General features: G+C 45.5%; 21 protein-coding genes and 2 pseudogenes. 18 read left to right on the forward strand and 5 right to left on the reverse strand.

Translation table 11 applies throughout. The features are described 5' to 3' along the window. Positions 1-105 precede the first annotated feature (105 nt). From KIV40_RS10415 to KIV40_RS10430, 4 genes and pseudogenes are all read left to right on the forward strand, one after another. On the forward strand, positions 106-1,143 hold the full coding sequence (locus KIV40_RS10415) for a permease (RefSeq protein ID WP_012127368.1): 1,038 nt from the start codon (positions 106-108) through the stop codon (positions 1,141-1,143). Positions 1,144-1,386: 243 nt separating this feature from the next. After that, positions 1,387-1,707 (forward strand): annotated as a pseudogene (locus KIV40_RS10420) (IS5/IS1182 family transposase); the annotation flags it as partial. A 257-nt stretch (positions 1,708-1,964) separates the two neighbouring features. Then, positions 1,965-2,438 carry a hypothetical protein gene (locus tag KIV40_RS10425; protein WP_012127373.1) on the forward strand — a complete coding sequence of 158 codons (474 nt, stop codon included), beginning with the start codon at positions 1,965-1,967 and terminating at the stop codon, positions 2,436-2,438. Between the two features lie 12 nt (positions 2,439-2,450). Continuing rightward, positions 2,451-4,136, forward strand: a complete 1,686-nt coding sequence (locus tag KIV40_RS10430) for an LruC domain-containing protein (protein WP_285349053.1) — start codon at positions 2,451-2,453, stop codon at positions 4,134-4,136. Positions 4,137-4,319: 183 nt separating this feature from the next. Here the strand turns inward: KIV40_RS10430 and KIV40_RS10435 are convergent. Further along, positions 4,320-4,439: pseudogene (locus tag KIV40_RS10435) on the reverse strand (integrase); the annotation flags it as partial. 237 nt (positions 4,440-4,676) lie between these two features. Between KIV40_RS10435 and KIV40_RS10440 the strand changes: the two are divergent. Then, entirely contained in the window at positions 4,677-5,132 is a 456-nt protein-coding gene (locus KIV40_RS10440) for a GNAT family N-acetyltransferase (protein ID WP_012127376.1), read from the forward strand. Between the two features lie 217 nt (positions 5,133-5,349). Continuing rightward, positions 5,350-6,084 carry an RNA methyltransferase gene (locus KIV40_RS10445; RefSeq protein ID WP_005532025.1) on the forward strand — a complete coding sequence of 245 codons (735 nt, stop codon included), beginning with the start codon at positions 5,350-5,352 and terminating at the stop codon, positions 6,082-6,084. 90 nt (positions 6,085-6,174) lie between these two features. Here the strand turns inward: KIV40_RS10445 and fdxA are convergent, their stop codons facing one another. Next, complete coding sequence (gene fdxA, locus KIV40_RS10450; protein WP_005431654.1) at positions 6,175-6,498, reverse strand: ferredoxin FdxA; 324 nt, start codon at positions 6,496-6,498, stop codon at positions 6,175-6,177. A 230-nt stretch (positions 6,499-6,728) separates the two neighbouring features. Between fdxA and KIV40_RS10455 the strand changes: the two genes are divergently transcribed. The 5 genes from KIV40_RS10455 (at position 6,729) to udp (ending at position 14,007) form a co-directional block, all read left to right on the forward strand. Beyond that, positions 6,729-8,348, forward strand: a complete 1,620-nt coding sequence (locus tag KIV40_RS10455) for an NAD(P)/FAD-dependent oxidoreductase (protein WP_012127377.1) — start codon at positions 6,729-6,731, stop codon at positions 8,346-8,348. 343 nt (positions 8,349-8,691) lie between these two features. Continuing rightward, on the forward strand, positions 8,692-9,111 hold the full coding sequence (locus tag KIV40_RS10460) for a CBS domain-containing protein (protein WP_005431646.1): 420 nt from the start codon (positions 8,692-8,694) through the stop codon (positions 9,109-9,111). A gap of 63 nt (positions 9,112-9,174) precedes the next feature. Next, positions 9,175-10,635 carry an MATE family efflux transporter gene (locus KIV40_RS10465; protein ID WP_285349056.1) on the forward strand — a complete coding sequence of 487 codons (1,461 nt, stop codon included), beginning with the start codon at positions 9,175-9,177 and terminating at the stop codon, positions 10,633-10,635. 91 nt (positions 10,636-10,726) lie between these two features. After that, positions 10,727-13,033, forward strand: coding sequence for a zinc/cadmium/mercury/lead-transporting ATPase (locus KIV40_RS10470; RefSeq protein WP_285349058.1), 2,307 nt, complete (start codon positions 10,727-10,729; stop codon positions 13,031-13,033). Between the two features lie 215 nt (positions 13,034-13,248). Next, positions 13,249-14,007 (forward strand): uridine phosphorylase, encoded by a 759-nt coding sequence (udp, locus tag KIV40_RS10475; protein ID WP_005437517.1) that lies wholly within the window; start codon positions 13,249-13,251, stop codon positions 14,005-14,007. A 154-nt stretch (positions 14,008-14,161) separates the two neighbouring features. On the opposite strand, the gene KIV40_RS10480 is transcribed toward udp, so the two are convergent. After that, entirely contained in the window at positions 14,162-15,322 is a 1,161-nt protein-coding gene (locus KIV40_RS10480; RefSeq protein WP_005431680.1) for a DUF1887 family protein, read from the reverse strand. A gap of 165 nt (positions 15,323-15,487) precedes the next feature. After that, positions 15,488-17,479: a methyl-accepting chemotaxis protein gene (locus KIV40_RS10485; protein ID WP_285349059.1), complete on the reverse strand. Its 1,992-nt coding sequence runs from the start codon at positions 17,477-17,479 to the stop codon at positions 15,488-15,490. 235 nt (positions 17,480-17,714) lie between these two features. On the opposite strand from KIV40_RS10485, the gene hinT reads away from it, so the two are divergent. The 7 genes from hinT to KIV40_RS10520 all read left to right on the forward strand — a co-directional run bounded on the left by hinT (position 17,715) and on the right by KIV40_RS10520 (position 23,957). Continuing rightward, entirely contained in the window at positions 17,715-18,065 is a 351-nt protein-coding gene (gene hinT / locus KIV40_RS10490; RefSeq protein ID WP_010649112.1) for a purine nucleoside phosphoramidase, read from the forward strand. Between the two features lie 67 nt (positions 18,066-18,132). Then, on the forward strand, positions 18,133-19,527 hold the full coding sequence (locus KIV40_RS10495; RefSeq protein ID WP_048814092.1) for a COG3014 family protein: 1,395 nt from the start codon (positions 18,133-18,135) through the stop codon (positions 19,525-19,527). Further along, entirely contained in the window at positions 19,527-19,919 is a 393-nt protein-coding gene (locus KIV40_RS10500) for a YcfL family protein (protein ID WP_012127384.1), read from the forward strand. Before KIV40_RS10495 ends, KIV40_RS10500 begins: the two co-directional genes overlap by 1 nt. Before the next feature lie 91 nt (positions 19,920-20,010). Further along, positions 20,011-20,601 carry a penicillin-binding protein activator LpoB gene (gene lpoB / locus KIV40_RS10505; RefSeq protein ID WP_005431666.1) on the forward strand — a complete coding sequence of 197 codons (591 nt, stop codon included), beginning with the start codon at positions 20,011-20,013 and terminating at the stop codon, positions 20,599-20,601. Between the two features lie 42 nt (positions 20,602-20,643). Beyond that, complete coding sequence (gene thiK / locus KIV40_RS10510; protein ID WP_285349064.1) at positions 20,644-21,525, forward strand: thiamine kinase; 882 nt, start codon at positions 20,644-20,646, stop codon at positions 21,523-21,525. Between the two features lie 75 nt (positions 21,526-21,600). Next, the gene (gene ycfP / locus KIV40_RS10515) at positions 21,601-22,140 is read left to right on the forward strand and encodes an alpha/beta hydrolase YcfP (protein ID WP_012127387.1); all 540 of its coding nucleotides are present in this window, start codon (positions 21,601-21,603) and stop codon (positions 22,138-22,140) included. A gap of 527 nt (positions 22,141-22,667) precedes the next feature. Beyond that, the gene (locus KIV40_RS10520) at positions 22,668-23,957 is read left to right on the forward strand and encodes an NAD(P)/FAD-dependent oxidoreductase (RefSeq protein ID WP_005431677.1); all 1,290 of its coding nucleotides are present in this window, start codon (positions 22,668-22,670) and stop codon (positions 23,955-23,957) included. A gap of 166 nt (positions 23,958-24,123) precedes the next feature. Here the strand turns inward: KIV40_RS10520 and KIV40_RS10525 are convergent. Then, the coding region (locus tag KIV40_RS10525; RefSeq protein WP_285349066.1) for a transposase domain-containing protein at positions 24,124-24,352 on the reverse strand (229 nt) is incomplete at its 5' end.

Below are 24,352 nucleotides of genomic sequence, written 5' to 3' on the forward strand. Positions count from 1 at the left end.
ATTATAGCGAAGAAGAAAAACATTTCGAGTTTTTTCGAAATAATTATTGACGGTGCAAATTTCACCCGTATAATTCGAATAATATCGAAATGAGGGATTGATCACATGAACCCAGAAATTATTGCAATGGCCAAAGAGGCAGGACATATGTTTCTGTTCTTGGCTACTGAACTAGTCATCCTATTTTTAGCTGTAAGTTACTTAGTAGGTATTCTTCAAGAGTTTTTAACCCCAGAGAAAATCCAATCCATCCTGAGCTCTAGAAAGGGTAAAGGCTACATTGTGGCAGCGTTCCTTGGTGCTATCACACCATTTTGCTCTTGCTCAACTATTCCTTTTTTGAAAGGCCTGTTGAGAGCTAGAGCGGGTTTCGGTCCAATGATGGTGTTCTTGTTTGCATCACCACTGCTTAATCCAGTCATCATTGGTTTGTTCATTGCAACATTCGGCTTGAACGTCGCTGTGTTCTACTTTGCAGTAGCAATGGTAGTTGCCGTTTCAGCTGGTTTTATCTTAGAGAAGTTAGGCTTTGAAAAATATGTGCGTCCAGAAGCGTATGAGTCAACAGATTCAGGCTCAAGTTGTGGTACTTCTTGTAGTGACTCCAAACCAGCACCTAAAAAAGAATCTAGCTGTGGTACATCTTGTGGTGACTCTGTACCACAAGTACAAGTTTCTTGCTGCTCATCAATCGGTGAAGCTGCGGCTACAATTGTTCCATCCGCAGAGCCAAGCCGTTGGGTTCGTATTTGGATAAATACGTGGAAAGATTTCAAACAAGTTCTTCCATACTTGCTAATGGGTATTGCTCTCGGTTCATTGATCTATGGCTTTATCCCAACAGATTTAATCGCTGAGTATGCAGGTGCTGGTAACTGGTATGCAATCCCTGTAGCGGCTGTTATCGGTATCCCACTATACATTCGAGCAGAGGCCGTTATCCCACTAAGTGCTGCTCTAGTTCAGAAGGGGATGGCACTTGGTTCTGTAATGGCATTGATCATCGGCAGTGCGGGCGCAAGTCTAACCGAGGTAATCTTGTTGAAATCAATCTTCAAGAACCAAATGATTGCAGCATTCTTATTCGTCATCCTTAGTATGGCAGTGGGTGCTGGTTACTTATACACATTCTTGTTTGCTTAATATCACGAATAACCGGAATACATGAGAGCCGCAATTGCGGCTCTCATGTTATATTCGCATGGTTTCGTTTGATGGCTACGCTGGTGCTGTTATCCATTACTCTGAGCATCAAGTCAGAGAACCCTATGGCTCAAGTGCTGATGCAAAGAGTTTCTGTATAGATACTTCAGATATTAAATTGGTTAAGTAAGGTATAAATTACTAAATTCAAAACATTAGCAGTAGTTATCCGAGACCTCGTGAAGCCGCAGAGCTAAGCAAGTTGAGGTCTCATTTAAGACGAAAACGTGAGGAGTGATTTAGTACCCAGCCATTGATGCAACAGGTCTAAAAGTTTATGGCGAAGGAGAATGGAAAGTCAAAAACACGGGACAGATGGCAGGGGCAGCCTTTTGGGAGCGGGGTCCCACTACAAAACTCGCCATGGGTTGTCAGAAGTTATGCGGCTCAAATAAGTATTGGAAAAAGCGGTATGGGTACCACAAACGTTCACTCTCAGAAACCGCGATAATAAAAGCGTTGAACAAGTTTACTGGGTTAGGTATGCCTGAAACTTATCGTATTGACGAAGAAACACACAAAATGGGCGACTCTATCTCTAAACTGAATTACGCAACAAAGCCCCCCAGAAAAACACCCCAATCCGTTACTACAACTGCTTCAATTCACTGTTCCATCATTTTGATTCTCATATTGATATATTCATTCTTTTTCCTATCCCCAAAATAATAAACACCAATAAACCCTTTTATTTTCATTAAGTTAAGTTTTGGCACACTCTTTGCGGTATTTAGGTTTTTAGGGACAGAAGGGAAACGACAATGAAAATGCTACTTCCCACAATATTAACGACAGCAATTGCTCTCACCTTGCACGGATGTGGAGGAGATGGCGGCGGAGGCGGAGGCAGCGTATCAACGCTTACAGCAACACAGAGTTTTTCAGACATTTCAGTGCCTAGCTCTTTCGAGTGGAGCGGCTCAACTTACAAAGACCTGACAATCAACGTCGTCAGTGATGTGTCACAGCGTGACGGAGAGGCTGCAGCGATACGCGGTGCTCATATCATTAAGCTGTATAGCATGAGCAGTGAAGGTACTGATTCCAGACCATTTTACACAGGGATGACAAACAGCAACGGCCAACTGACCAACACATTAAGCCTGTTATACACATGGCAAGGCATCAAGTTAGTGGCGCTTGTTCGGGGTAATGAGTGTATCTCTCAGGTTGATTCAACAGACATTGTCAAAGACCTGTACGTCAGCTGCAACATCGTTTTAGACGCAGATTAAGGAGTGAATATTATGGATAATATGAAAAAATCACTGCTTGTAGCTTGCGTCGTCGCTGCGTGTAGCCTTTCCAATCAAGTTTTCGCAGCGGCTTCAGAAAATCAAACTGTCGTTAACGGTGATGGCTCTACGACCGTGACTCAAAAGATCAATGCCAGCAGTACCCCTCCTCACTATGTTGCACCTTCTGGGTACGGTTTTTCAATCTACAGTGATAAGAATGAAGATTATTCTTGGCAGCACGACATCTCTATGCCATCGGGAGCTCAAGTAACCTCTGCGACACTGACAATTTACGCCTACGATGTGGACTCTGAAGCTCATCACGGTGAGAATGGTGAGTACGACAGTGTTACCGTCGACGGCACTATGCTCAACCCAGGCTTCTTACAAGGCACCAACAACAATTGGTCTACCACCGTATTCGATCTACCGCTTGCTTCATTAGACGACGGGTTAATTAACGTAGACCTAGACATTGATGTTAATGCTGACGGGTGGTTAACCACGCTCGATTACAGCTTACTGACGGTAACCTACACCGAGATTGAGAACGAACCCCCATTCACCCCAACTTTATCTCGCAGTAGTGAATTAGGTGATAATGACCCACTAGTGGTGTCGGTAACAGGCCCAAGCCCTGCCGACCCAGACGGTGACTCAGTAACCTACACCTATCGTTGGTTTGTGGATGTTGGACAAGGTTTCTACGTGGATGATGAATTCGTCGGCAAAAATGACAACAATAGTGCGACCTTACCTGCGAACCAAACTGAAAATGGCGAGTTATGGAGAGTACAAGTGACAGCCGTTGACTCTAACGGCCTAATCAGTAACTTTGCAGAAATCAGTTGGCCAGAGATTGGTGATAGCGATGGCGACGGTGTTGCTGACGCCAACGATTATGCGCCAAACGATCCGAATATCGCCTTCTACAGCCGCACGCCAACAACCGGCTGGCACACATTAGCGTATGAAGATCTATGGCCTTTTGAAGGCGATTACGACCTGAATGACTTTGTCACTCGCTACGCTTACGGTGTTTACACTAACGCTAGCAATGAGATCACCCGCTTCGATTACTACGGTCAAGCTGTTGCGCGTGGTGCCGCTGAGAACAACGGCTTCGCCATATCTCTAGCTGGATTGGAAGCGTCTGATGTCGGTACGCTGACTCGTACAATCGACGGCGTAACCTCAACAGTGACTCCTGAATCTGGTCATAGCGGCGAGATGGTCTTCGTGCTAATTGATAATGTGAGCGATCTGTTGCCAGCCAACAGCTCTTATAACTTCTATAACACTGAGGCAGGTGATAACCGAAGTGCGGTAGATTACAGCGCATCACTAGTCATTGATGGCTCTATGAACAGCTTAGCACCAAAAGCGTTCAACCCGTTCATTTTCAAAGTTGGTTCTCGAAACAAAGAGATTCATCTAATGAACTATCCGAACACCGACCTAGCAAATACCAGCATATTTGGTGTAGGTGATGATGACAGTATTGTTGAGAATAACGAGTTCTATCAAACCCAGGCGGGTCTACCTTGGGCCTTGGATATCCCTGCAAATTGGGCTCATCCATACGAGAAAATAGACGCCAGTCAAGCTTATCCTGATATTACGCCTTGGGCAGAAAGTGGCGGCGCTACCCATACCGATTGGCACTCTAACCCTGCTCCATCTAAAACGTGGTAACTGAGTCGTTAGCCTAGCTCATAACAGATAAGGATTAAGCGTTGCATAGCCAACGTTAAATCCAAGTGTTGAACAAGCCCGAGCTTCTATATAAGTAAATTGTACGATCCGCTCTCGAAGGGGGGCAGCCTTGATGCTTTTCTAAAGGCGAGCGAAGGTATTGCAAGGTGGATAATCCCGCCTTATCCAACGAACTGCACGGAAATAGGCATCAATGGTCGCAGGTCGTTCACCTTGCATTTTAAGGTTGCTAAGGTGTTGTTCATAAATTAAGTTGAAGCGTTCTAAGTCGGTAGAATTCATAAGTTACTCCTGTCAACGACCATCGGGATGATGGTGTTATAAGAGTATGACTTGTGTTGTATTTACTCTGCCGCGGAGCGGCTTCGTTCAACAAAGCGTTTAAGGCGTATTCACAACGCTGGGCGATTTCATTTTCGGTTAGGTTAAGTGTTTAAGGTACAATGGTTTAGGTGTGGTGGTTAGTGTTGTTCACCACTTAACGCTAGGTTAGCAGCCAGAAGTAATAGGGAACTATAGATGCAATTAAAGTATCGTTCAGCTGATTTTGAAGATTTGGAAGGTCTTGTTGCTTTGCTTTCAAATGACCCGCTTGGCAGCAAAAGAGAAGACGCGTCTGTTCCGTTGAAAAGTGACTATATTGAAGCGTTCGAAGCAATTGCACGAGACCCAAACAACGAATTGCTGGTTGTTGAACTGGAAAACTCTCTAGTCGGAATGCTTCAAATTACTTATATTCCCTACCTGACACATATTGGCAGTTGGCGTTGTCTTATAGAAGGTGTTCGAATCCATAGTGACTATCGTGGACGAGGTTTTGGTGAGCAAATGTTCGCACATGCGATTGAACTGGCAAAAAGTAAAGGCTGTACAATCGTTCAGTTAACAAGTGACAAGCAGCGCCCAGATTCAATCAGGTTCTATGAAAAACTTGGATTCAAAGCAACACATGAAGGGTTTAAACTCGCGTTTTAGGTTGTCTACTAACAATCTTATGCGAACTTATGTTGCAAGTAGTTTTGTATCTATTTGAAAGCCCGTTCGGGCTATGCTAATTTATTTGGCAAGCATCACATTAAAAGCCTCGCTTATGCAGCGAGGCTTTTTCGTTTCCGGCGTCTCTTTTTGTTCATTTCACTTTACTCTATAATCTTGCGCTTTAGTTCACGCCATTTTCACCTGGGATATTTTCATGATTTCAAAAAACCAACTAAAACTGCTTCGTGCTTTGGGTCAAAAGAAGCAGCGTAAAGCGCACGGCTTATTTCTGGTTCAAGGTGAAAAGAATGTACTGGAATTGGCGAACAGTTCGTTGAGTGTAAAGCAAATCTTTGCAACCGCTGAGTTTCTAGAGCAGCACAGTCATGAACTCAATGGCTTCGAGTGCATTGAGGCATCACTGGATGAGCTAACCAAAGCAAGTACGCTGGTGAGCAACAATGCCGCTATTGCTGTGGTTGAAATTCCAAACGTAACAGTGCCTCAGGCAAAAGGCTTGATGATCGCATTGGATGGTGTTTCTGATCCGGGTAACCTAGGTACGATCATTCGCGTTGCGGATTGGTACGGTATCAAGCACATCATCGCGAGTACGGATTGTGCCGACCCATATAACCCGAAAACCATTAGCGCAACCATGGGCAGCTTTGGTCGTGTGCAAGTGAGTCTAGTGGATTTACCAAGCTACTTGGAAGATGCAAACTTGCCGGTGTATGGCGCTTTCCTTGAAGGTGAAAGCGTGCACAAAACGGAATTCTCAGCAGACGGCATTTTGTTGATGGGTAGTGAATCTCATGGTGTACGTGAGGCGGCATCGAAGTTTGTGACCGATAAAATCACTATTCCAGCGTTTGGTGGTGCTGAGTCTCTAAACGTAGCAATGGCGACAGGTATTATTCTGGACAACATGCGTCGTCAACACAGCTAATCGTATCAACGAATCATAGATACAAAAAAAGCGTAACGAGCCAGACTTTTTCAAGTTGAGGTTCATTACGCTTTTTTCGTTTTAATGCACTTATTTTTCTAGCATGTCCAACTTGTTTGGCACACCATTCCACTTTTCCGCTTCGTCCATTGCTGGCTTCACTTCGGTTTGTACCGGCCAGATTTCAGCAAGTTCTGCGTTGAGCTCTTTGTAGATCACTTGATCTTCTGGTAGCTCGTCTTCTTGGAAGATAGCGGCTGCGGCACATTCGTCCACGCACAAGCCACAGTCGATGCATTCAATCGGATTGATTACCATAAAGTTCGGGCCTTCGTGGAAGGCATCTGCAGGGCATACCGCGACACAGTCAGTGTATTTACATTGGATACAGTTATCGGTTACGACAAACGCCATGATAATCAGCTCTTAAGTTAGTCAAAATTGAAGAATGGGGATAATACGCATCCCAAGGCAAAATTCAACATTCGCTACGTTAATTCCGCCGCGCAACTTGGATTTAGTATGACAGACAAATCAATTTCTCGTAAAATGCGCGCCATTGTGAGCTGACCATCTTTTTTCTCCTTAGATATGGAGGGAAATGTGTGGCTTTGGCTAAGACACCTACCATAACGAGACATCACATGATTCGTATTAATGAAATTAAACTTCCTCTTGATCACGAGGAAGGCGCGCTATTGGACGCGATTACTAAAAAGCTTGGCATTGCTGCTGAGAAAGTTATCTCTTTTAATGTCTTTAGACGCGGCTACGATGCTCGTAAGAAAACCAACATTCACCTTATCTACACGCTAGACATCATCGTTGAAGGTGATGAAGAAGCGTTGTTAGCGAAATTCGAAAAAGATCCGCACGTTCGCCAAACACCAGATATGGAATACAAGTTTGTAGCGAAAGCACCAGAGAACCTAACAGAGCGCCCAGTGGTGATCGGTTTTGGTCCTTGTGGTTTGTTTGCGGGTTTGGTTTTGGCTCAAATGGGCTTTAACCCAATCATCGTTGAGCGTGGTAAAGAAGTACGTGAGCGTACTAAAGACACGTTTGGCTTTTGGCGTAAGCGCACACTAAACCCAGAATCAAACGTACAGTTTGGTGAAGGAGGCGCAGGCACTTTCTCTGATGGTAAACTTTACAGCCAAGTGAAAGATCCAAACTTCTATGGTCGTAAAGTGATCACTGAGTTTGTAGCAGCTGGTGCTCCAGAAGAAATTCTATACGTAAGTAAGCCGCACATCGGTACCTTTAAACTGGTTACCATGATCGAAAAGATGCGCGCGAAAATCATCGAGCTAGGTGGTGAGATCCGCTTTAGTACTCGTGTTGACGATCTGCATATGGAAGATGGTCAAATCACAGGCGTAACGCTATCAAACGGTGAAGAGATCAAATCTCGTCACGTAGTACTAGCGGTAGGTCATAGTGCTCGTGATACCTTTGGAATGCTGCACGACCGTGGCGTTTACATGGAAGCGAAGCCGTTTTCTGTTGGTTTCCGTATCGAGCACAAACAATCGATGATCGACGAAGCACGTTTTGGTCCAAATGCAGGTCACCCAATTCTTGGTGCCGCAGACTACAAACTGGTTCACCATTGTAAGAATGGCCGTACGGTTTACAGCTTCTGTATGTGCCCTGGTGGTACGGTAGTTGCTGCAACTTCTGAAGAAGGTCGCGTGGTAACCAACGGCATGAGTCAATACTCTCGTGCAGAACGCAACGCGAACAGCGCAATCGTTGTGGGCATCTCTCCAGAAGTCGATTACCCGGGAGATCCGCTAGCGGGTATCCGCTTCCAGCGTGAACTAGAATCGGGCGCTTACGCACTAGGCGGCGAGAACTACGACGCTCCAGCACAGAAGATTGGTGACTTCCTGAAAGGTCGCGATCCAAGTGCGCTGGGCGATGTTGAGCCATCATTCACTCCGGGCATCAACCTGACTGACCTATCAAAAGCGTTACCGGCATTTGCTATTGAAGCGATTCGTGAAGCAATCCCAGCATTCGATCGTAAGATCAAAGGTTTTGCATCAGAAGATGGTTTGCTGACGGGTGTTGAGACGCGTACGTCTTCACCAGTTTGTATCAAGCGTGGTAAAGACTTCCAGAGTATCAACCTGAAAGGCTTCTTCCCTGCGGGTGAAGGTGCTGGCTATGCTGGTGGTATCCTTTCTGCGGGTATCGATGGCATTAAAGTAGCGGAAGCCGTTGCTCGTGACATCGTTGAAGCGATGCAAAACGCATAATTTTACTGCGTGATAATACAATGAAAGCCAGCCTGATTTGGGGCTGGCTTTTTTGTTTGTACTGCATAGCTAGTTATTTCTTTTTGGTCTTTCTGTGTTGACTCGTTTCTGACTCGAATGATTTCAAGCTTGTATATTCTTTGCTTGCAGCGAAATAGTTTTTCCATGTGACTTTAAATAAATATGCAACTGCATATCTATAGGTTTGTGTTATGTATTGATTTGGATAAAGATCAATAGACAGCACCTATAAATAAAATTGCTAATTTCCATTTAGTAAAATCAAGAAATTAGACGACACTTATCTTAAAGGCAGCAAAAATGTGCCGCTAAGGAGATAAGAATGCACTCACTTAAAGTTAAAGATTATATGACGTTACAGGCGGTGACTTTCACCAAGGACATGTCGTTGACGGCGGCTTTGGACAAGGTGATGCAAAGTGTTACTCTAGGTGGACCTGTGATTAACGAAAACGAGAAAGTCATTGGATTCCTTTCTGAGCAAGACCTTTTAGACAAACTCGTTAAAGCCAGTTATCACTGTCAGGATACACACACGGTCGAAGAGTGTATGCATGACGATGTTCTGTCTGTGTCGCCAGAAATGTCTATTATCGAACTGGCTGACATGATGCAGATAGGTAAACCTAAAATGTATCCTGTGGTCGATGATAAAGAGAAGCTCGTCGGTGTGATTACAAGACGCGATGTATTAAGAGCCATCGGCAAAACGCTAAACGAATGTTTTCAACATCCCGTTTAATATCAAAATAATAAGTATTAAGACGAAAGACGCCTCGGCGTCTTTTTGTCGTTGAGGAAGAGTATGTCTACGCAAGACGCGAAGTTTGTCCAAGGTTCTACGATGCGCCACATTCTGGTGATGTCTGGAGCCGGTTCCGTTGGTTTGATGGCTCTGTTTGTCGTCGATTTACTCGATATGCTCTTCATCAGTATGCTGGGGCAGGTGGAGCTCGCGGCTGCCGTCGGCTTTGCAGGAACGTTGATCTTCTTTTCCACTTCAGCCTCTATCGGCACGTCGATTGCCATGGGCGCCCTGGTATCTAAAGCGATTGGCGCGAAGGACTTTGAACGCGCTAGTCTGACCAGTGGCAGTATCATGTTGGTTGCTTTTATGATCAGCTTGGTCATCACCATTGGTATGTACATTCATATCCCAGAGCTATTAGCCGCCATCGGTGCTGAGGGTGTTGCTGCTGAGCGTGCTGAAGCGTATCTCAACATTCTATTGCCAAGTGCGCCGATTCTGGCATTGGGTATGTCGGCAGGTGCCGGTTTGCGAGCCGCGGGTGATGCAAAGCGCTCTATGTGGGCAACTTTAGCTGGTGGTATTGTTAACGCGATTCTCGATCCACTGTTTATATTTGTCTTTAAATGGAACGTAGAGGGGGCTGCAGCGGCTTCGGTGATCGCTCGTTTCACAGTATTGGCTTTCTCCCTTTATCCGCTGATTAACGTGCACAAATTGATGTCTCTTCCAGACTTCGATATCTTCAGAAATAATCTCAAACCTATCTTGGCGATCGCGATACCGGCCATTATCACTAACACTGCCACACCAATTGGTAATGCGATTGTGACTACTCACATTGCACAATTTGGTGAAGATTTTGTGGCAGGGGTTGCTGTGATTGGACGTTTAACGCCAGTGTGCTTTGCTGTTATTTTTGCGCTTTCTGGCGCGGTTGGCCCGATCATTGGGCAGAACTTTGGTGCGGAGCGTATGGATCGTGTGAAGCGCACTCTGACCGATTCTTTATTGGTGACTACGATTTACACCCTAGGCGTTTGTGCTCTGCTTTATGTGCTGCAAGATTACATCGTAGCGATGTTTAGCCTAACGGGAGACGCCGCGATTATTGTTATCGCATTTTGCACCTATGTTGCCATTACGTTTGTCTTCAATGGGACTTTATTTGTCGCTAACACTTCTTTTAATAATCTCGGTAAACCACTTTATTCCACGGCGTTGAACTTGGGTAAAGCAACAATTGGTACTCTGCCTTTTGTTTCCTTTGGATCGCAATGGTATGGCGCGCTTGGTGTATTATATGGGCAAGCAGTGGGTACGATAGTGTTTGGGTTGCTGGCGTTAGTCGTGCTGAACAAACACATTAAAGATCTGATGCAAAACTTCGGAGAAGAAGACATTGAAGACGATCCTGCGATCACTTGCGTCAATACTCAGCCTTTCTGTTCCCATGATGCGGTGTTGATAGATGAAGTAGCGACCGCTATGGAAGATGAAAAAGCAGAAATTTCGTGAAATGCACATAAATACACTTGACCTTGGAGTTAGCTCTAAGGTTTATTCTTAGTGATAAATAGAGACTTATCACCAATAAGGAAAGTGAATTATGTGTACAAAACATCAAGATTGCCAAACAGGCAAAGTCAAATCTGCGGTGGCGCTAGGAGCAAACGATTCTTGCTGCACGCCAGCAAAACCAACGCTTAATATTACGCAAGCAAGCGTGATCACTTCGGAAGATTCTTGCTGCAGTGGCGGAAGCTGTAGCTCGGATTCTGTTGAAGACGAAGGCCCTGCCGAACCCCTCGAATCCTCCATTCGTCATAGTTGGCTAGTATCGGGCATGGATTGTCCTGCCTGTGCTCAAAAGCTAGAAAAGGCCATTTCTTCTGTTGAGGGTGTCACAAATGCCAAGGTCTTGTTCGCTACAGAAAAGTTAGTGGTCGATTTTGATAATCGTGCGTTGGCTTCTGTCATCGAGCAGGTTTCTCATCAAACTGGTTTCCCACTGACATCGACAGATGCACCCAAACCAAAAGCAGAGAAAAAGGGTTGGTTGGGCGTTATCAAAGACAATGTTCAAATCCTATCCATTGCAGGTGCGATGGCGTTTGCTGGCATCATTTCTGACTTCAATCCAACGCTGAGTACTTGGCTATTTACTTTAACCTGCTTGCTCGGCTTATATCCGGTTGCGATGAAAGCGGTCAAGTTGGCTCGCAGTGGTACGCCATTTGCGATTGAAACATTAATGAGTGTGGCGGCTTTAGGTGCGCTTTACCTCGGTGAAACCGCTGAAGCGGCGATGGTGCTATTGCTTTTCCTTATTGGTGAAAAGTTAGAAGCATATGCATCATCTCGTGCTCGTAGCGGTGTTCAAGCTTTGATGGATCTTGTTCCAGAGAACACAACGCTGATTGTGGACGGCGAACGTCAAGACGTGCCTGCGTCACAGCTACAGCCGGGTGATGTGATTGAAGTAGCGCCGGGTGGTCGTATGCCAGCTGATGGCGTACTGATGACTCAAGCGGCAAGCTTTGATGAAAGTGCATTAACGGGCGAGTCTGTTCCCGTAGAGAACAACGAAGGCGGCAAAATCATGGCGGGTGCTGTGGTTGTCGATAAAGTCGTTCAAGTCAAAGTGACGTCTCGCCAAGGTGAGAACGCGATTGACCGTATCCTACATTTGATTGAAGAAGCGGAATCACGTAAAGCGCCACTTGAACGTTTCCTCGATAAGTTCAGCCGTTGGTACACACCGTTGATGATGCTTGTTTCTCTATTAGTCATCATTACACCACCATTGTTGTTTGCTCAACCTTGGGAAACGTGGGTATACCGTGGTTTAGCGTTATTGTTGATCGCATGTCCTTGTGCTTTGGTTATCTCTACGCCGGCGGCGATCACTTCTGGCTTAGCGGCGGCGGCAAAACGAGGCGCACTGATCAAAGGTGGTGCAGCGCTTGAGCTATTGGGTCGTGTTGAATCAGTCGCTTTCGATAAAACGGGCACTCTGACACAGGGCAAACCGCAAGTAACTGATGTGGTGCCGTTTGATGTGACGGAAGAACAACTGCTGAGCTTGACCGCTTCGATTGAGATTGGCTCAAGTCACCCGCTAGCAATTTCTTTGGTGAACAAAGCGCAAGAGCAAGGCATCAACATTCCTGAAGCTGCAGACAAAACCGCGCAGGTTGGTTCTGGTGTGACAGGGCTTGTTGAAGGCAAACTGGTTCAGGTGATTGCACCATCGAAAGCTGACTTCCCAATCTCACAACAGGTAGAGCAGCAAGTCTTAGCGTTGGAAGGGCAGGGTAAAACTGTGGTTATCGCACGCCACGATAACGAAGTGATAGGTTTGATTGCTTGGCAAGACACGCTTCGTCAAGATGCTCAACAAGCCGTTGCTGCATTGAAGAAACTGGGTATTTCATCTGTGATGCTAACAGGTGACAACCCTCGCAGTGCCGAAGCAATTGCGAACCAAATTGGCCTTGATTACAAAGCAAGTTTGCTACCAGCAGACAAAGTGCACTACGTAGAAGAGATTTCAGCGCAGCACACGGTTGCGATGGTAGGCGATGGTATTAACGACGCACCAGCGATGAAAGCTTCAAGCATTGGCATTGCGATGGGAGGTGGTACTGACGTTGCACTCGAAACGGCTGATGCCGCGCTGACTCACAACCGTTTGATCGAACTCGCTGGTATGATCGAACTATCACGTGCGACGCTGAACAACATTCGTCAGAACGTGGCGTTAGCATTAGGCCTAAAAGGTGTGTTCTTAGTAACAAGTTTACTGGGTATTACCGGTTTATGGGTTGCAGTTCTTGCCGACAGTGGTGCTACCGCACTGGTCACACTGAATGCACTGCGTCTGCTTCGCTTTGAATCAAAACAACTGAAGTAGTATCAACCTTTAATACATCTTTGAATGTTGAATAAATAGCCCGAGGTCATCATACCTTGGGCTTTTTTCTGTCCTGAAAGTGTAGATTTATTACATTGTTTTATTGTGACTGTGATCACTCAATGTTGGTAAAAGGTTCGCTACAGTGCATCTGTACCCAACAACTTATTAATGAGCTTATTGTTTACAAAATAAGCCACAACAAGGAGCGACTTATGTCTCAAGCTGTATTCCATTTAGGTGTTACTGAAGCGGATCTTAATGGTGCTACTCTAGCAATCATTCCAGGCGATCCAGCACGCGTACAAAAAATCGCTGAAGAAATGGAAAACCCAGTATTTCTAGCAAGTCACCGTGAATACACGCTATACCGTGCAGAGCTAGACGGTAAACCTGTTGTGGTTTGTTCTACTGGTATCGGTGGCCCATCTACTTCTATCGCAGTAGAAGAGTTGGCTCAGCTTGGCGTTCGCACTTTCCTACGTGTAGGTACTACTGGTGCAATCCAACCACACGTAAACGTGGGTGACATGATCGTTACTACAGGTTCTGTTCGTCTAGACGGCGCGAGCCTACACTTTGCTCCAATGGAGTTCCCAGCAGTAGCAGATTTTGAAATCGCAACAGCTATGAAAGCAGCGGTTGAAGAGTCTGGTGCAACAGTTCATATGGGTGTGACTGCTTCAAGTGACACTTTCTATCCAGGTCAAGAGCGTTACGACACTTTCTCTGGCCGTGTTGTTAAGCGTTTCCAAGGTTCTATGCAAGAGTGGCAAGACATGGGCGTTCTGAACTTCGAAATGGAGTCAGCAACACTGCTAACTATGTGCGCAAGCTCAGGTCTAAAAGCAGGTTGTGTGGCGGGTGTAATCATCAACCGCACACAAAAAGAGATTCCAGATCATTCAACGCTGAAAGAAACGGAAGCTCGCTCAATTAAAGTTGTAGTAGAAGCAGCGCGTAAGATGCTTTAAGCACAACATTTAGTTGGCATTTAAACAAACGGAAAAAGCCAGAGGTTCGCCTCTGGCTTTTTCTATCTGGCAGTGTTGTCGGAGTATTCAAACAACAAATCTGCAGCAATAAAAAAGCAGCTCGAGGCTGCTTTTTTTGATCGGATATTAACGATTAAATTTCGTCAGAACCGCCAGCGGCTTTAAACCATGCGGTTAGGTGCGTTTTGAGATCTTTCAGCTCATCAGGGCCGATCAACGCTAAACCTAAGTCCTCTGCACGAGTGATGTCGTTGTGACGCAGTGGGCGGAAGCTGACTAGCATCGCTCGCGCTTGCAGGCCGCCTAATAAGTCACGTAACGATTCCAGCTTGTATAGGGTATCATCGCCATCATCACGCATCCCTTTCGTCTTACATTCAATGATGTGAAGCTTGTTGTTTACCACCGTTGCTACGTCAAGTTCATTACGAACTTCGCTTTCACCGAGTTTGCGGTAAACCTGCACATTCAACGAACGGTCTTGGATCGTCGGCATGGTGTCTTGGATTTGTTTGACAGTGCTGTGCACCAGTGTTTCTAGCCATTCACCGTTAGAGAAACGACGAGCATCTTCATCCGCGAAGGTTAGAACACCGTTTTCGTACGTGGCGATTTGCGCTTCAACCAAATCGGTCAGTAGCATGTTCAGCTCACGGTAGCCTTGTTGCTTCTCTGAAAGCTCGACATCCAGCTTTTGTTCTTTACGACAAGTGGTTGCAAGGTAGTTCAGTGTTGCAAGGCCGGGGCCAAGCTCCAGCGCGTTAGATGCCCAGCGTTCACCCAGTTCGTAAAGCTTTTGATCGAGTTGAGGTGGAAGGTCTACGTGGTGGAATTCGCCGCGCGCACCGAAAATAGTGAGGTAATCAGAAATCGTAATGTGGTCTTCCACTTGCGTGTCTTCTTTGCCATCAGGGTAAAGCCAGCACAGTTTATCGCTGTTTGGTTCTACTACGAAGATTGGCCAGCGGTACGTACGGAAGACTTCGTACACGGAAAGCAGTCGGTGACGGAGGCCACAGCTTGCATTGAGTTTTACTTCTTCACCTCGGTCATGGAGGTCTTTTGCCAATTGATGGACAGATTGTTTGATCAGAGAAGTGTTTACTGCAGAAGGAATTTCAAAGAATTCAGACGTAATTTCTCGCTGCTCTAATACTGCGCTCAGTCGCTCGTACATATCGGATTGGCTTTTGTCGCCGATGAAGACGATATGTGTACTTACAGTGCGATTATCCAAAAGAGGAGTGACTAATCTCACTGGATCTTGGTCGATAATACCAACATGAACAGCCATAGGTTTTCCTTCTTATTTGGCTTGCTCGAAAAGAGAAAAGAAAAGGGATGAGCAAGCCATATAAACCATATGTAGACACAGCTCATAAAAAACAAGGGCGACTTCAATAAAAAGTCGCCCTTATACAGTTGGTTGCAATGAATTTTCTAGTTTTTACATAAAACTTTATAGTTTAAATCGATGAACCAGTTCGTTTTGTTGATGTGCCAGTTGAGTCAAAGATTCACTGGTTTGCGCGATGCTAGACATTGCATGGTAGCTCTGGTCAGCAATACTATTGATGTCTTCAATGTTGCGCGCAATATCTGCAGAAGTCTCGCTCTGCTCAGCCGCCGCTTGGGATATGTGGGTACTCATCTGACTGATTTCGATGATCAGCGCTTGGATTTCTTCCATTGAGCTGTTTGCCTTAGAGGCTTGCTCAACGGATATTTCCATATCACTCATGCAGCTTTGAATAACTTGGTTAGCAGACTGAGAACTGGATTGAAGGTTACTGATCATTGCTTCAATCTCAGTTGTAGATTGTGTGGTCTTGGAAGCCAGTACGCGAACTTCATCTGCCACTACCGCAAACCCGCGCCCTTGTTCACCAGCACGTGCCGCTTCGATCGCTGCATTCAGCGCAAGCAGGTTGGTTTGTTCCGCAATATTACGAATCACATCCAGAATTGAGCCGATTTGGCCACTCATTTTTTGTAGCTCAGAAACCGCAGAGACGGATTCGTTCAAGCGTGTCTCAAGCTGGTTGATGGTTGAGATGTTGCTGTTCATGACGTTACGGCCTTGATCAGAAGCCGTTTCAACACGCTGTACCATCTCTAACGAGCCTTGAGCACTTTGCGCGACTTCTTGTACTGAGTGAGACATTTCTGTCATTGCCGTGGCTACGTTTGCGGTTTGCTCACGCTGAGAGTTCAACTGAGCTTGTGCTTGAGAAGACGTCTGCTCATTCGTTGAGGCTGTAGACGCTAGATTTTCTGATGCGTCGTTCAGCTTAACAAGGATGTTATGTAGGCTGTCAGCCAGCGTATTGATATGACCACTCACACGGCTGAATTCGTTGTTGTAACGAATATCAATGCGTTGTGTCATGTCGCCTTCTGTCAGACCTTCTAATGCCTTCAGAATACGAGTCAGTGGCTCACGAACACTATGAGCAATGTGGTAACCGATAGCCGTTGCAAACAACACCACAATGACGCCAATCACAATCGCTTTGATAACACCTGCTGAGTAGATGTCGCCTGCGTCTGCAAGGGATTCGTTCAGCTTATTGGTTGCTGTTGTAGTGAACTGCTCAAGAATCGACATGCTTGAGTCAACTTTGGTGGCAAGGTTGGCGATGTTGTTGTAAAGCGCCGCACGTGCCGATAGATAGTTATTGTGTTGGTCTAAAACACCACCACGCGTACCTACATCACGGGTAAATTGTTCAACAGACTCGCCGAAGGCTTCTTTAAGTTCAGGAAGTTGAGTCACCAAACCGCGGAAAGCGTAATTCAGGTGCGTCACCGCCTTGCGGTTTTTTGCTACAGCTTGCGTTACAAACTCAGGATTTGAGCTTGCCAGCGCATCTGACGTAATCAATTCTGCATCTTTCAGCTTAATAAAGTAGCTTTTCGCCATCACTTTAACTGAGATGCTGGATTGATCCGCCACGTATTCTTTTAGACCAACAGATAGCTCAGTATTGAGTTGTTGGAAGCGACGAGAAGATTTTTGCACTTCTTCTTGTGCAGCGAACATCGCTTCGTAGTTGTCCATTGCTTCCTTTGCTTCGGTAAAGTAGCTCTGCTCAAGTTCTTTAAGCTGAGAAAAAGGCTCGGCAAGGGAAGGGTAGATTTGGCTTGCAACTTCAAGTTGGCTCAATGTTGCTTCGAAGCTTTGTTGAGATTTGGCAAATTCCTGACGCATCTGATCCATACGTTGTTTATTCTCTGTGGTCAGGAAGTCTTTAAAAGATTTGTTGGCAGAAAGAAGTTCTACACTGGTTTGGTTAGATAAAGAGACAAGCGGCAGAGAAGACTTGGATACAGTCTCAAACTTACCGTGAATATCATTCATGCCCCCCATCATAATGGCAATCGTGACTGCGAATAAGACGATGATCAGCGCAAAGCCTGCATACATCCTTTTAATTACTGAACCCCGCATAAGTGAGCTTCCTCCCCCAAAAATAGACAACATAAATTAGAATTGTCTTAAAAAAGTAACAAAATTCATCGGACTGTATTGAGTTTGCGACGCACGTTTTATGACGCACACGACAAAAAAAGCTTCAACGTCACGACTTATATTGATAATGTTAAGTGAACACTGTTTTTTATTGAGCTCGCTTTTGGCTTAGCGCATACTAAATAGGTTACACACCTTATAAAATGGAGTACCCATGGCGGAAGAAACCATCTTTAGCAAAATTATTCGCAAAGAAATCCCAGCAGATGTCCTTTACCAAGATGATTTAGTAACGGCATTTCGTGATATCAATCCGCGTGCGCCAAGCCATATCCTTATCATCCCGAACAAGCTGATCCCGACAACCAATGACGTGGACGTGGAAGATGAGGCAATGATGGGCCGTATGTTCACGGTTGCGAAGAAGCTCGCTAAAGAAGAAGGCATTGCAGAAGACGGTTACCGTTTGATTGTAAACTGTAACTCACATGGCGGTCAGGAAGTCTATCATATTCATATGCACCTAGTGGGCGGTCGTCCTTTAGGCCCTATGGTATTGAGCTAACCTATTAGGAGTGGGTGAGGGTGACTCATCCACTTCTTCCTTGAACAACACATTTGTGGAGATAAATGTGAAACATGGTGTGAAGCTATTTGGATTGATAGGCTGGACTTTGCTTGCTACAGGATGTGCAAACTTATCCGCTGGCAATCTGTTCAGTCATTATAGCGACCAAAATAAAGAAGTTTATCAAGCTGTGGTTGCTGGCGAATATGCCAAGGCTGAGCAACTGCAATCGAGTGATGTCGGTGGCGAAATACTTGGTAACTTTGAACAAGGCCGAATCTCGTTTCTTGCGCAAGACTACCCAACCAGCCTGAGTTCACTTGAAGACAGCTATCGTGCAGTACGCAAACAACAAGATCGCGCTACTATTTCTGTTACGGAAACGGCGACCAGTGTGGGTTCTCTTGCCGTTAACGACAATTTAAATGAATACCAACCTGCCGACTATGAACTCGGCTTTTTGCATTTGTACCTTGGTCTGAACTACCTACAAAAAAATGACCTTGAAGGGGCGCTGGTTGAAATGCGCCGCGCAAACCAAGTTCAAGAAGCGGCAAAGAAAGCACGTGAAAAGGAACTAAACCAAGCAGAGAAGGATCTTAAGAAGCAAGGTATGTCAGCGAACTTAGGTAGCGTGTTAGCCAACTACCCAGACGCAGGCAAAAAGCTGAGCTCTGTACAAAATGGTTACTTATTCTACCTTTCTGGGTTGCTGTATGAAGCGTCACGAGCTTTGAACAGTGCGTATGTAGACTATCGTCGTGCACTTGCAGTGATGCCAGATAACAAGCAAGTTATTGAAAGCACGATGTATGCGGCGAAAAAGCTCGGTATGCGTCAAGATCTGCGTATGCTAGAGAAGCGCTACGGCAAAGCACCATCAGGGCTGAGTAAGTCGCAAGGTCGCGTGATTGTGATTGATGAGCAAGGTGTGGTAGAAGCGCTACAAGGTTGGCGTATTGATTTACCAATCTATGACAGCCGAGGTGATGGCGCGATCTACTCGCTCGCACTGCCTTATTATCCGAAGCGCGGAACACAACGTTTTGGTGATGTTGCGTTGAATGGTAAAAAGCTACCTTCAAGCACATTGGCCGATGTGAATGCCATGGCGCAAAACGATTTGCACGAGCGTTTAACGACGATTGTGATTCGTCAGGCAATTCGTGTTTGGGCTAAAGACAGAATTCGAAAAGAAGCGGCGAAGGGTGATGATGTCGGCAACATTCTTTTCAACGTGTGGAATACACTAACTGAACAACCTGATACCAGAAGTTGGCAGACACTTCCGGGCACGGTGAAAACGGCATCGAAAGTCGTCAAGCCTGGCCAGCAGAGTCTGAACGTTGGTGATCAGGTGTATCAATTCGAAGTGCCAGCACAGCAAACAACGTTGGTTTGGGTTTCTCGTCAGGGAACACATTCTACGGTGTGGCATAAACAGCTAGGGAGGTTGTAATGAGAGCATGGCTTATAGGTTTGGCAGTGATAGTAGGTTTAGCAGGTTGTGCAGATAACACTGCGGGAATCCGAATCGATGGCCAAACACAAAAGGTTTTCTTCCACGATAACGTTATGGGTAGTCGCCTGTTGGTAGACAGCATTACCACGACTTATGTGGATGACCGTCCACGCGGTGTTGTTCAACTGAGCAGCAATTACAAAGGCGATCAAGAGATTCTTTATCGTTTTTACTGGTATGACAATACTGGATTAGAAGTGAATACCAAACCAGGTCCATGGCGCAAAATGATTGTGCGTGGATTTGAACAAGTGACTTTGTCTGAAGTGACGGTGAACCCGAATGGGACTCAATTCCGTGTACAAATTCGCGAAGCACAAGATAACTAACCCAAGCTTTGGGATACATATTTTTTAGGTAGCTATGCTGCTTTCCCAAGATGGAGACGTCTCGGGATGAAACACAAACTAAGGAACTCTCATGAAAAAAAGTATTATTGCTCTTTTAGGTCTTGCCGTCATTCTGGGTGGTTGTTCAAACAAAGTCTCTTACGGTGATGCGCAAGCGACTGAAACCACAACGATCGATTTCGGTTCGACGGATCTACAAAAAATTGCTGGCGAAATGGTCGATAGCATGATGATGTCAGGTTCAGTGGCAGCAATTACTCGTGACCAACGTCCTATCGTGTTTGTTGAGCGTATCAAGAACAAGACAAGCGAACATATTGATACGGAATCAATCACAGACACTATCTCTACTAAGATGCTGAACTCTGGTAAGTTCCGTTTCGTAGATATGGACCGCGTTGAGTCGGTTCGTGAGCAACTTAACTTCCAAAACACTGACGAGCTAGTGAACCAAAGCACAGCAATCCAATTTGGTAAAATGGTCGGTGCGCAATACATGCTTTACGGAAACCTTTCTAGCATCGTGAAAAATGCAGGTAGTGACAAAGACGTTTACTACAAAATGACCATGCGTCTAATGGACCTTGAAACTGGTCTGATTGAGTGGGCGGATGAGACAGAAATCCGTAAAGAACAATCTAAGAGCCTATTTGGCCTTTAATTGATTCTGTTTGGTCTTATGACCTGAGTGGAGAAGTCAGTCATGGCGTGGTTTTCTTGGCAACAAGCGAAACAATTAGACCCGAGTTTAAATACTCTTGATGGCTTCTTTACTTCGCCACCAGTGAAGGTTCAAACCGTCACTGGTGGATTGACCAATCGCTGTTGGCGGTTGGAATCCTCTGAAGGCCTTGCTTACGTCTGGCGACCGACCAGTAATGTATGCAAGGCCTTTGCTATATCTCGCCACAATGAATATCAAGTTCTCAACGCGATTGCTCCGCTCAATTTAGGCCCGAAGCCCGTGTTTGTTCACGAGCAAGGTTTATTGGTGGAGTGGGTGCCGGGTGATACTCTCACCAAACCGGGAATTGATATTGAAGAGTTACTGCCAATAGCGGCTGCGATCCATGAGTATTCAGCAACGTCGATTCCATTAGTGCCATTCTCTTATCTCTCACGTATCGATCATTATTGGTTAGAGCTAGGGGGCAAGTACGTAGGCACGGAGTTTGAGATGTTGTACCGCAAGTGGCGTTCTGAACCAAGCGTAGAACAAATCCCAGCAGTACTGTGTCATTTTGACCTTGGTTGTTACAACTTAGTGCGCGGCCAAGACGGTGTGAAAGTCATTGATTGGGAATACGCAGGCTTAGCGGACCCAAGACTTGATCTCACCCTTATTTTGCAACTGGCTGACGTACCAATTGAAGATGGCGTCGTCAGGTATTGCCAAGTTCGTCAAATTGAAGACGTGGATTTGTGGCTAAAAGGCGTTCAAGCTTGGATGCCAAGAACTCGAATGATGGCAATGCTATGGTATTTAGTCGCCTACAAATTGTGGGATGATGAACAATACTTAGACAGTGCTAGCGAGTTTAAAGACTTATTATGTATTGAAGATCACTGTTTTGATAACTCATGACTTTTTCCTCTTTAACCATAAGGAAATAGTGGTAGTTTAAAGTGAAGTACCAGCAAGTCACAGGGAGAGGTACACATGATTATTTACTTGCACGGCTTTGATAGTACAAGCCCAGGTAACCACGAAAAAGTTCTTCAATTACAGTTCATCGATGATGACGTTCGTTTCATCAACTACAGCACACTTCATCCTAAGCATGACATGCAGCACTTATTGAAAGAAGTGTCTAAGGTCATCGACCAAGCGAACGATCCAAATCCACTGATTTGTGGTGTGGGTCTTGGCGCATACTGGTCAGAGCGAATCGGTTTTCTTTGCGGCATCAAACAAGTGATGTTCAACCCGAATTTGCACCCAGAGAAGACGATGGCAGGTCGTATTGACCGTCCAGAAGAGTACGAAGACATTGCAACCAAATGTGTCCGGCAGTTCCGTACGAAAAATCAAGAGCGCTGTTTGGTTATTTTGTCGAAAGAAGATGAAATTCACGACAACTCAAAAACCGCAGCAGAATTGGATAAACACTACCAAATCATTTGGGATGAAACTCAAGCGCATAAATTCAAGAAAATCTCTCACCATTTGCAAGCGATGAAGGCATTCAAAAACGCTTAACTTGTACCAGAGCAAATGATTTAACTACCTTTAAACGGTACTTTTCGAAGTGCCGTTTCTGTTTCTGGCTTTGCTCAACTTGATAGTAATAATTCTGTAGAAATTTACATTTTGTAGCTATTTATTATCTTGATTTATTGTTTTAACCTTTTGTGGCACGAAAACGATACCGTTAAGTAGATGAAAATTAGCCAATCTGTATCCAGAGTAAGGATTTTTGTTGCCATCAAAAGATAGCCCTATATAATGAACTTCGTAAAAATAATTTGATAAATATCAAAAAAAATTGAGAGCAAGTAAGAAACTTGCCCATTTTTTGTCTGAGATCGCATGTTTCAGACGTGTAAACCGATGCGCATCAACAAGCAAATGAAATAAGAAGCAAAAACAAGATGGTATCGGCGTTTATCCAAAAGTGAGCTCACCTCTAGAGACCAAAGAATTCATCGGTTGGATGTATGACCGCAGAGCACTGTGAGTCTGCATAGAGCTGAACCCATATATTCATTTTTGTAGAGGATAACATTGTGACACGCATTATCGTTGTAGGCGGCGGTGCTGGTGGCCTTGAGTTGGCAACCAAACTGGGCCGCACTCTGGGTCGTAAGAACCGTGCGCAAATTACACTGGTAGACCGTAAAGCGAGCCACTTGTGGAAACCATTGTTACACGAAGTAGCAACAGGTTCTTTGGACGAAGGTGTGGATGCACTGAGCTACCGTGCTCACGCAAAAAACCACAGCTTTGACTTCCAAATGGGCAGCCTTCAAGACATCGATCGTGAACGTAAAGTGATCATTCTAAGTGAGCTTAAGGACGAGCACGGCGAACTTCTTATGCCAAGCCGTGAACTAGAATACGATATTCTAGTGATGGCAATTGGTTCTACATCTAACGATTTCAACACTCCTGGTGTTCGTGACAACTGTATCTTCCTAGATAGCCCAGAACAGGCACACCGTTTCCGTAGTGAAATGAACAACGAGTTCCTAAAACTGCACGCGAAAAACGGTAATGGCACGGTAGATATCGCGATTGTTGGAGCGGGTGCGACTGGTGTTGAACTCTCTGCTGAGCTTCACAACGCAGTGAAAGAGCTGCGTACTTATGGCTTTGGCGACCTAGATTCTAGCAAGCTAAACGTAAACCTAGTTGAAGCGGGCGAACGTATTCTTCCTGCGCTTCCTCCACGTATTTCTTCTGCGGCACACCAAGAGCTGGTTAAGTTGGGTGTCAACGTACGCACAGCGACCATGGTGACGCAGGCGGACAAAGACGGTCTGACGACGAAAGACGGTGAGAAGATCCCTGCGCAAATCATGGTATGGGCTGCGGGTATCAAAGCGCCTGACTTCATTAAAGACATCGCAGGTCTAGAGACGAACCGTATTAACCAGCTTGTAGTGAAAAACACGCTACAAACCACACGTGATGACGACATCTTCGTTATTGGTGATCTAGCACAATGTACTCAGCCTGATGGCTCTTTTGTTCCGCCACGAGCACAAGCTGCGCACCAAATGGCTAGCCAAGCGTTTACTAACATCGTTGCTAAGTTAAATGGTCGTGAACTAAAAGCTTACGAATACAAAGACCACGGTTCTCTGGTTTCTCTAAGCCGCTTCTCTACGGTTGGTAGCTTGATGGGCAACCTAACCAAAGGTTCGATGATGGTTGAAGGTCGTATCGCTCGTGTGGTTTACATTTCGCTATACCGCATGCACCAAATGGCGCTGCATGGCGTGATTAAGACAGGCCTGATGATGCTGGTTGGCCGTATCAACCGCGTACTGCGTCCGAACTTGAAGCTGCACTAATACTTGATGATTTGGCTCTTTAAGCTGATTTGGTTGAGAGCGAAACAAAGGTCAAAACAGAAGCCACCGCATGTCGGTGGCTTTTTTCATTCTAAGTCACTAGGAAGCAGTGAATACACTACGCCATCCTTTGGTATGCGCCCCATGAACCCACGGGGCGGTGTTGTTAATGTTTGAAGTTCCAAGGTAGGAGCGCATCGATATCAGGCTCCGCTTTCGCGAGCTCTTTCATGCACTTGACCATGTAGTCGTAGAGGATAAGGCCGTTGGCTTTCGCTGTCTCGACGATGCTGTAAAGCATCGCGCTCGCATCAGCACCATTTGGTGTGTTTGAGAACAGCCAATTTTTTCTGCCAATGACCAGCGGTTTAATGGCGCGTTCAGCACGATTATTA

It is taken from the genome of Vibrio sp. D173a, assembly GCF_030248475.1.

What these genes read in the sequence shown, in the direction of transcription:
- KIV40_RS10500 (WP_012127384.1), top strand. Translation starts at nt 19,527, where the DNA reads ATGAGAGCATGGCTTATAGGTTTGGCAGTGATAGTAGGTTTAGCAGGT.
- KIV40_RS10470 (WP_285349058.1), top strand. Translation starts at nt 10,727, where the DNA reads ATGTGTACAAAACATCAAGATTGCCAAACAGGCAAAGTCAAATCTGCG.
- udp (WP_005437517.1), top strand. Translation starts at nt 13,249, where the DNA reads ATGTCTCAAGCTGTATTCCATTTAGGTGTTACTGAAGCGGATCTTAAT.
- fdxA (WP_005431654.1), bottom strand. Translation starts at nt 6,498, where the DNA reads ATGGCGTTTGTCGTAACCGATAACTGTATCCAATGTAAATACACTGAC.
- hinT (WP_010649112.1), top strand. Translation starts at nt 17,715, where the DNA reads ATGGCGGAAGAAACCATCTTTAGCAAAATTATTCGCAAAGAAATCCCA.
- KIV40_RS10465 (WP_285349056.1), top strand. Translation starts at nt 9,175, where the DNA reads ATGTCTACGCAAGACGCGAAGTTTGTCCAAGGTTCTACGATGCGCCAC.
- KIV40_RS10425 (WP_012127373.1), top strand. Translation starts at nt 1,965, where the DNA reads ATGAAAATGCTACTTCCCACAATATTAACGACAGCAATTGCTCTCACC.
- ycfP (WP_012127387.1), top strand. Translation starts at nt 21,601, where the DNA reads ATGATTATTTACTTGCACGGCTTTGATAGTACAAGCCCAGGTAACCAC.
- KIV40_RS10445 (WP_005532025.1), top strand. Translation starts at nt 5,350, where the DNA reads ATGATTTCAAAAAACCAACTAAAACTGCTTCGTGCTTTGGGTCAAAAG.
- KIV40_RS10485 (WP_285349059.1), bottom strand. Translation starts at nt 17,479, where the DNA reads ATGCGGGGTTCAGTAATTAAAAGGATGTATGCAGGCTTTGCGCTGATC.
- KIV40_RS10430 (WP_285349053.1), top strand. Translation starts at nt 2,451, where the DNA reads ATGGATAATATGAAAAAATCACTGCTTGTAGCTTGCGTCGTCGCTGCG.
- KIV40_RS10440 (WP_012127376.1), top strand. Translation starts at nt 4,677, where the DNA reads ATGCAATTAAAGTATCGTTCAGCTGATTTTGAAGATTTGGAAGGTCTT.
- lpoB (WP_005431666.1), top strand. Translation starts at nt 20,011, where the DNA reads ATGAAAAAAAGTATTATTGCTCTTTTAGGTCTTGCCGTCATTCTGGGT.
- KIV40_RS10415 (WP_012127368.1), top strand. Translation starts at nt 106, where the DNA reads ATGAACCCAGAAATTATTGCAATGGCCAAAGAGGCAGGACATATGTTT.
- KIV40_RS10460 (WP_005431646.1), top strand. Translation starts at nt 8,692, where the DNA reads ATGCACTCACTTAAAGTTAAAGATTATATGACGTTACAGGCGGTGACT.
- KIV40_RS10480 (WP_005431680.1), bottom strand. Translation starts at nt 15,322, where the DNA reads ATGGCTGTTCATGTTGGTATTATCGACCAAGATCCAGTGAGATTAGTC.
- thiK (WP_285349064.1), top strand. Translation starts at nt 20,644, where the DNA reads ATGGCGTGGTTTTCTTGGCAACAAGCGAAACAATTAGACCCGAGTTTA.
- KIV40_RS10455 (WP_012127377.1), top strand. Translation starts at nt 6,729, where the DNA reads ATGATTCGTATTAATGAAATTAAACTTCCTCTTGATCACGAGGAAGGC.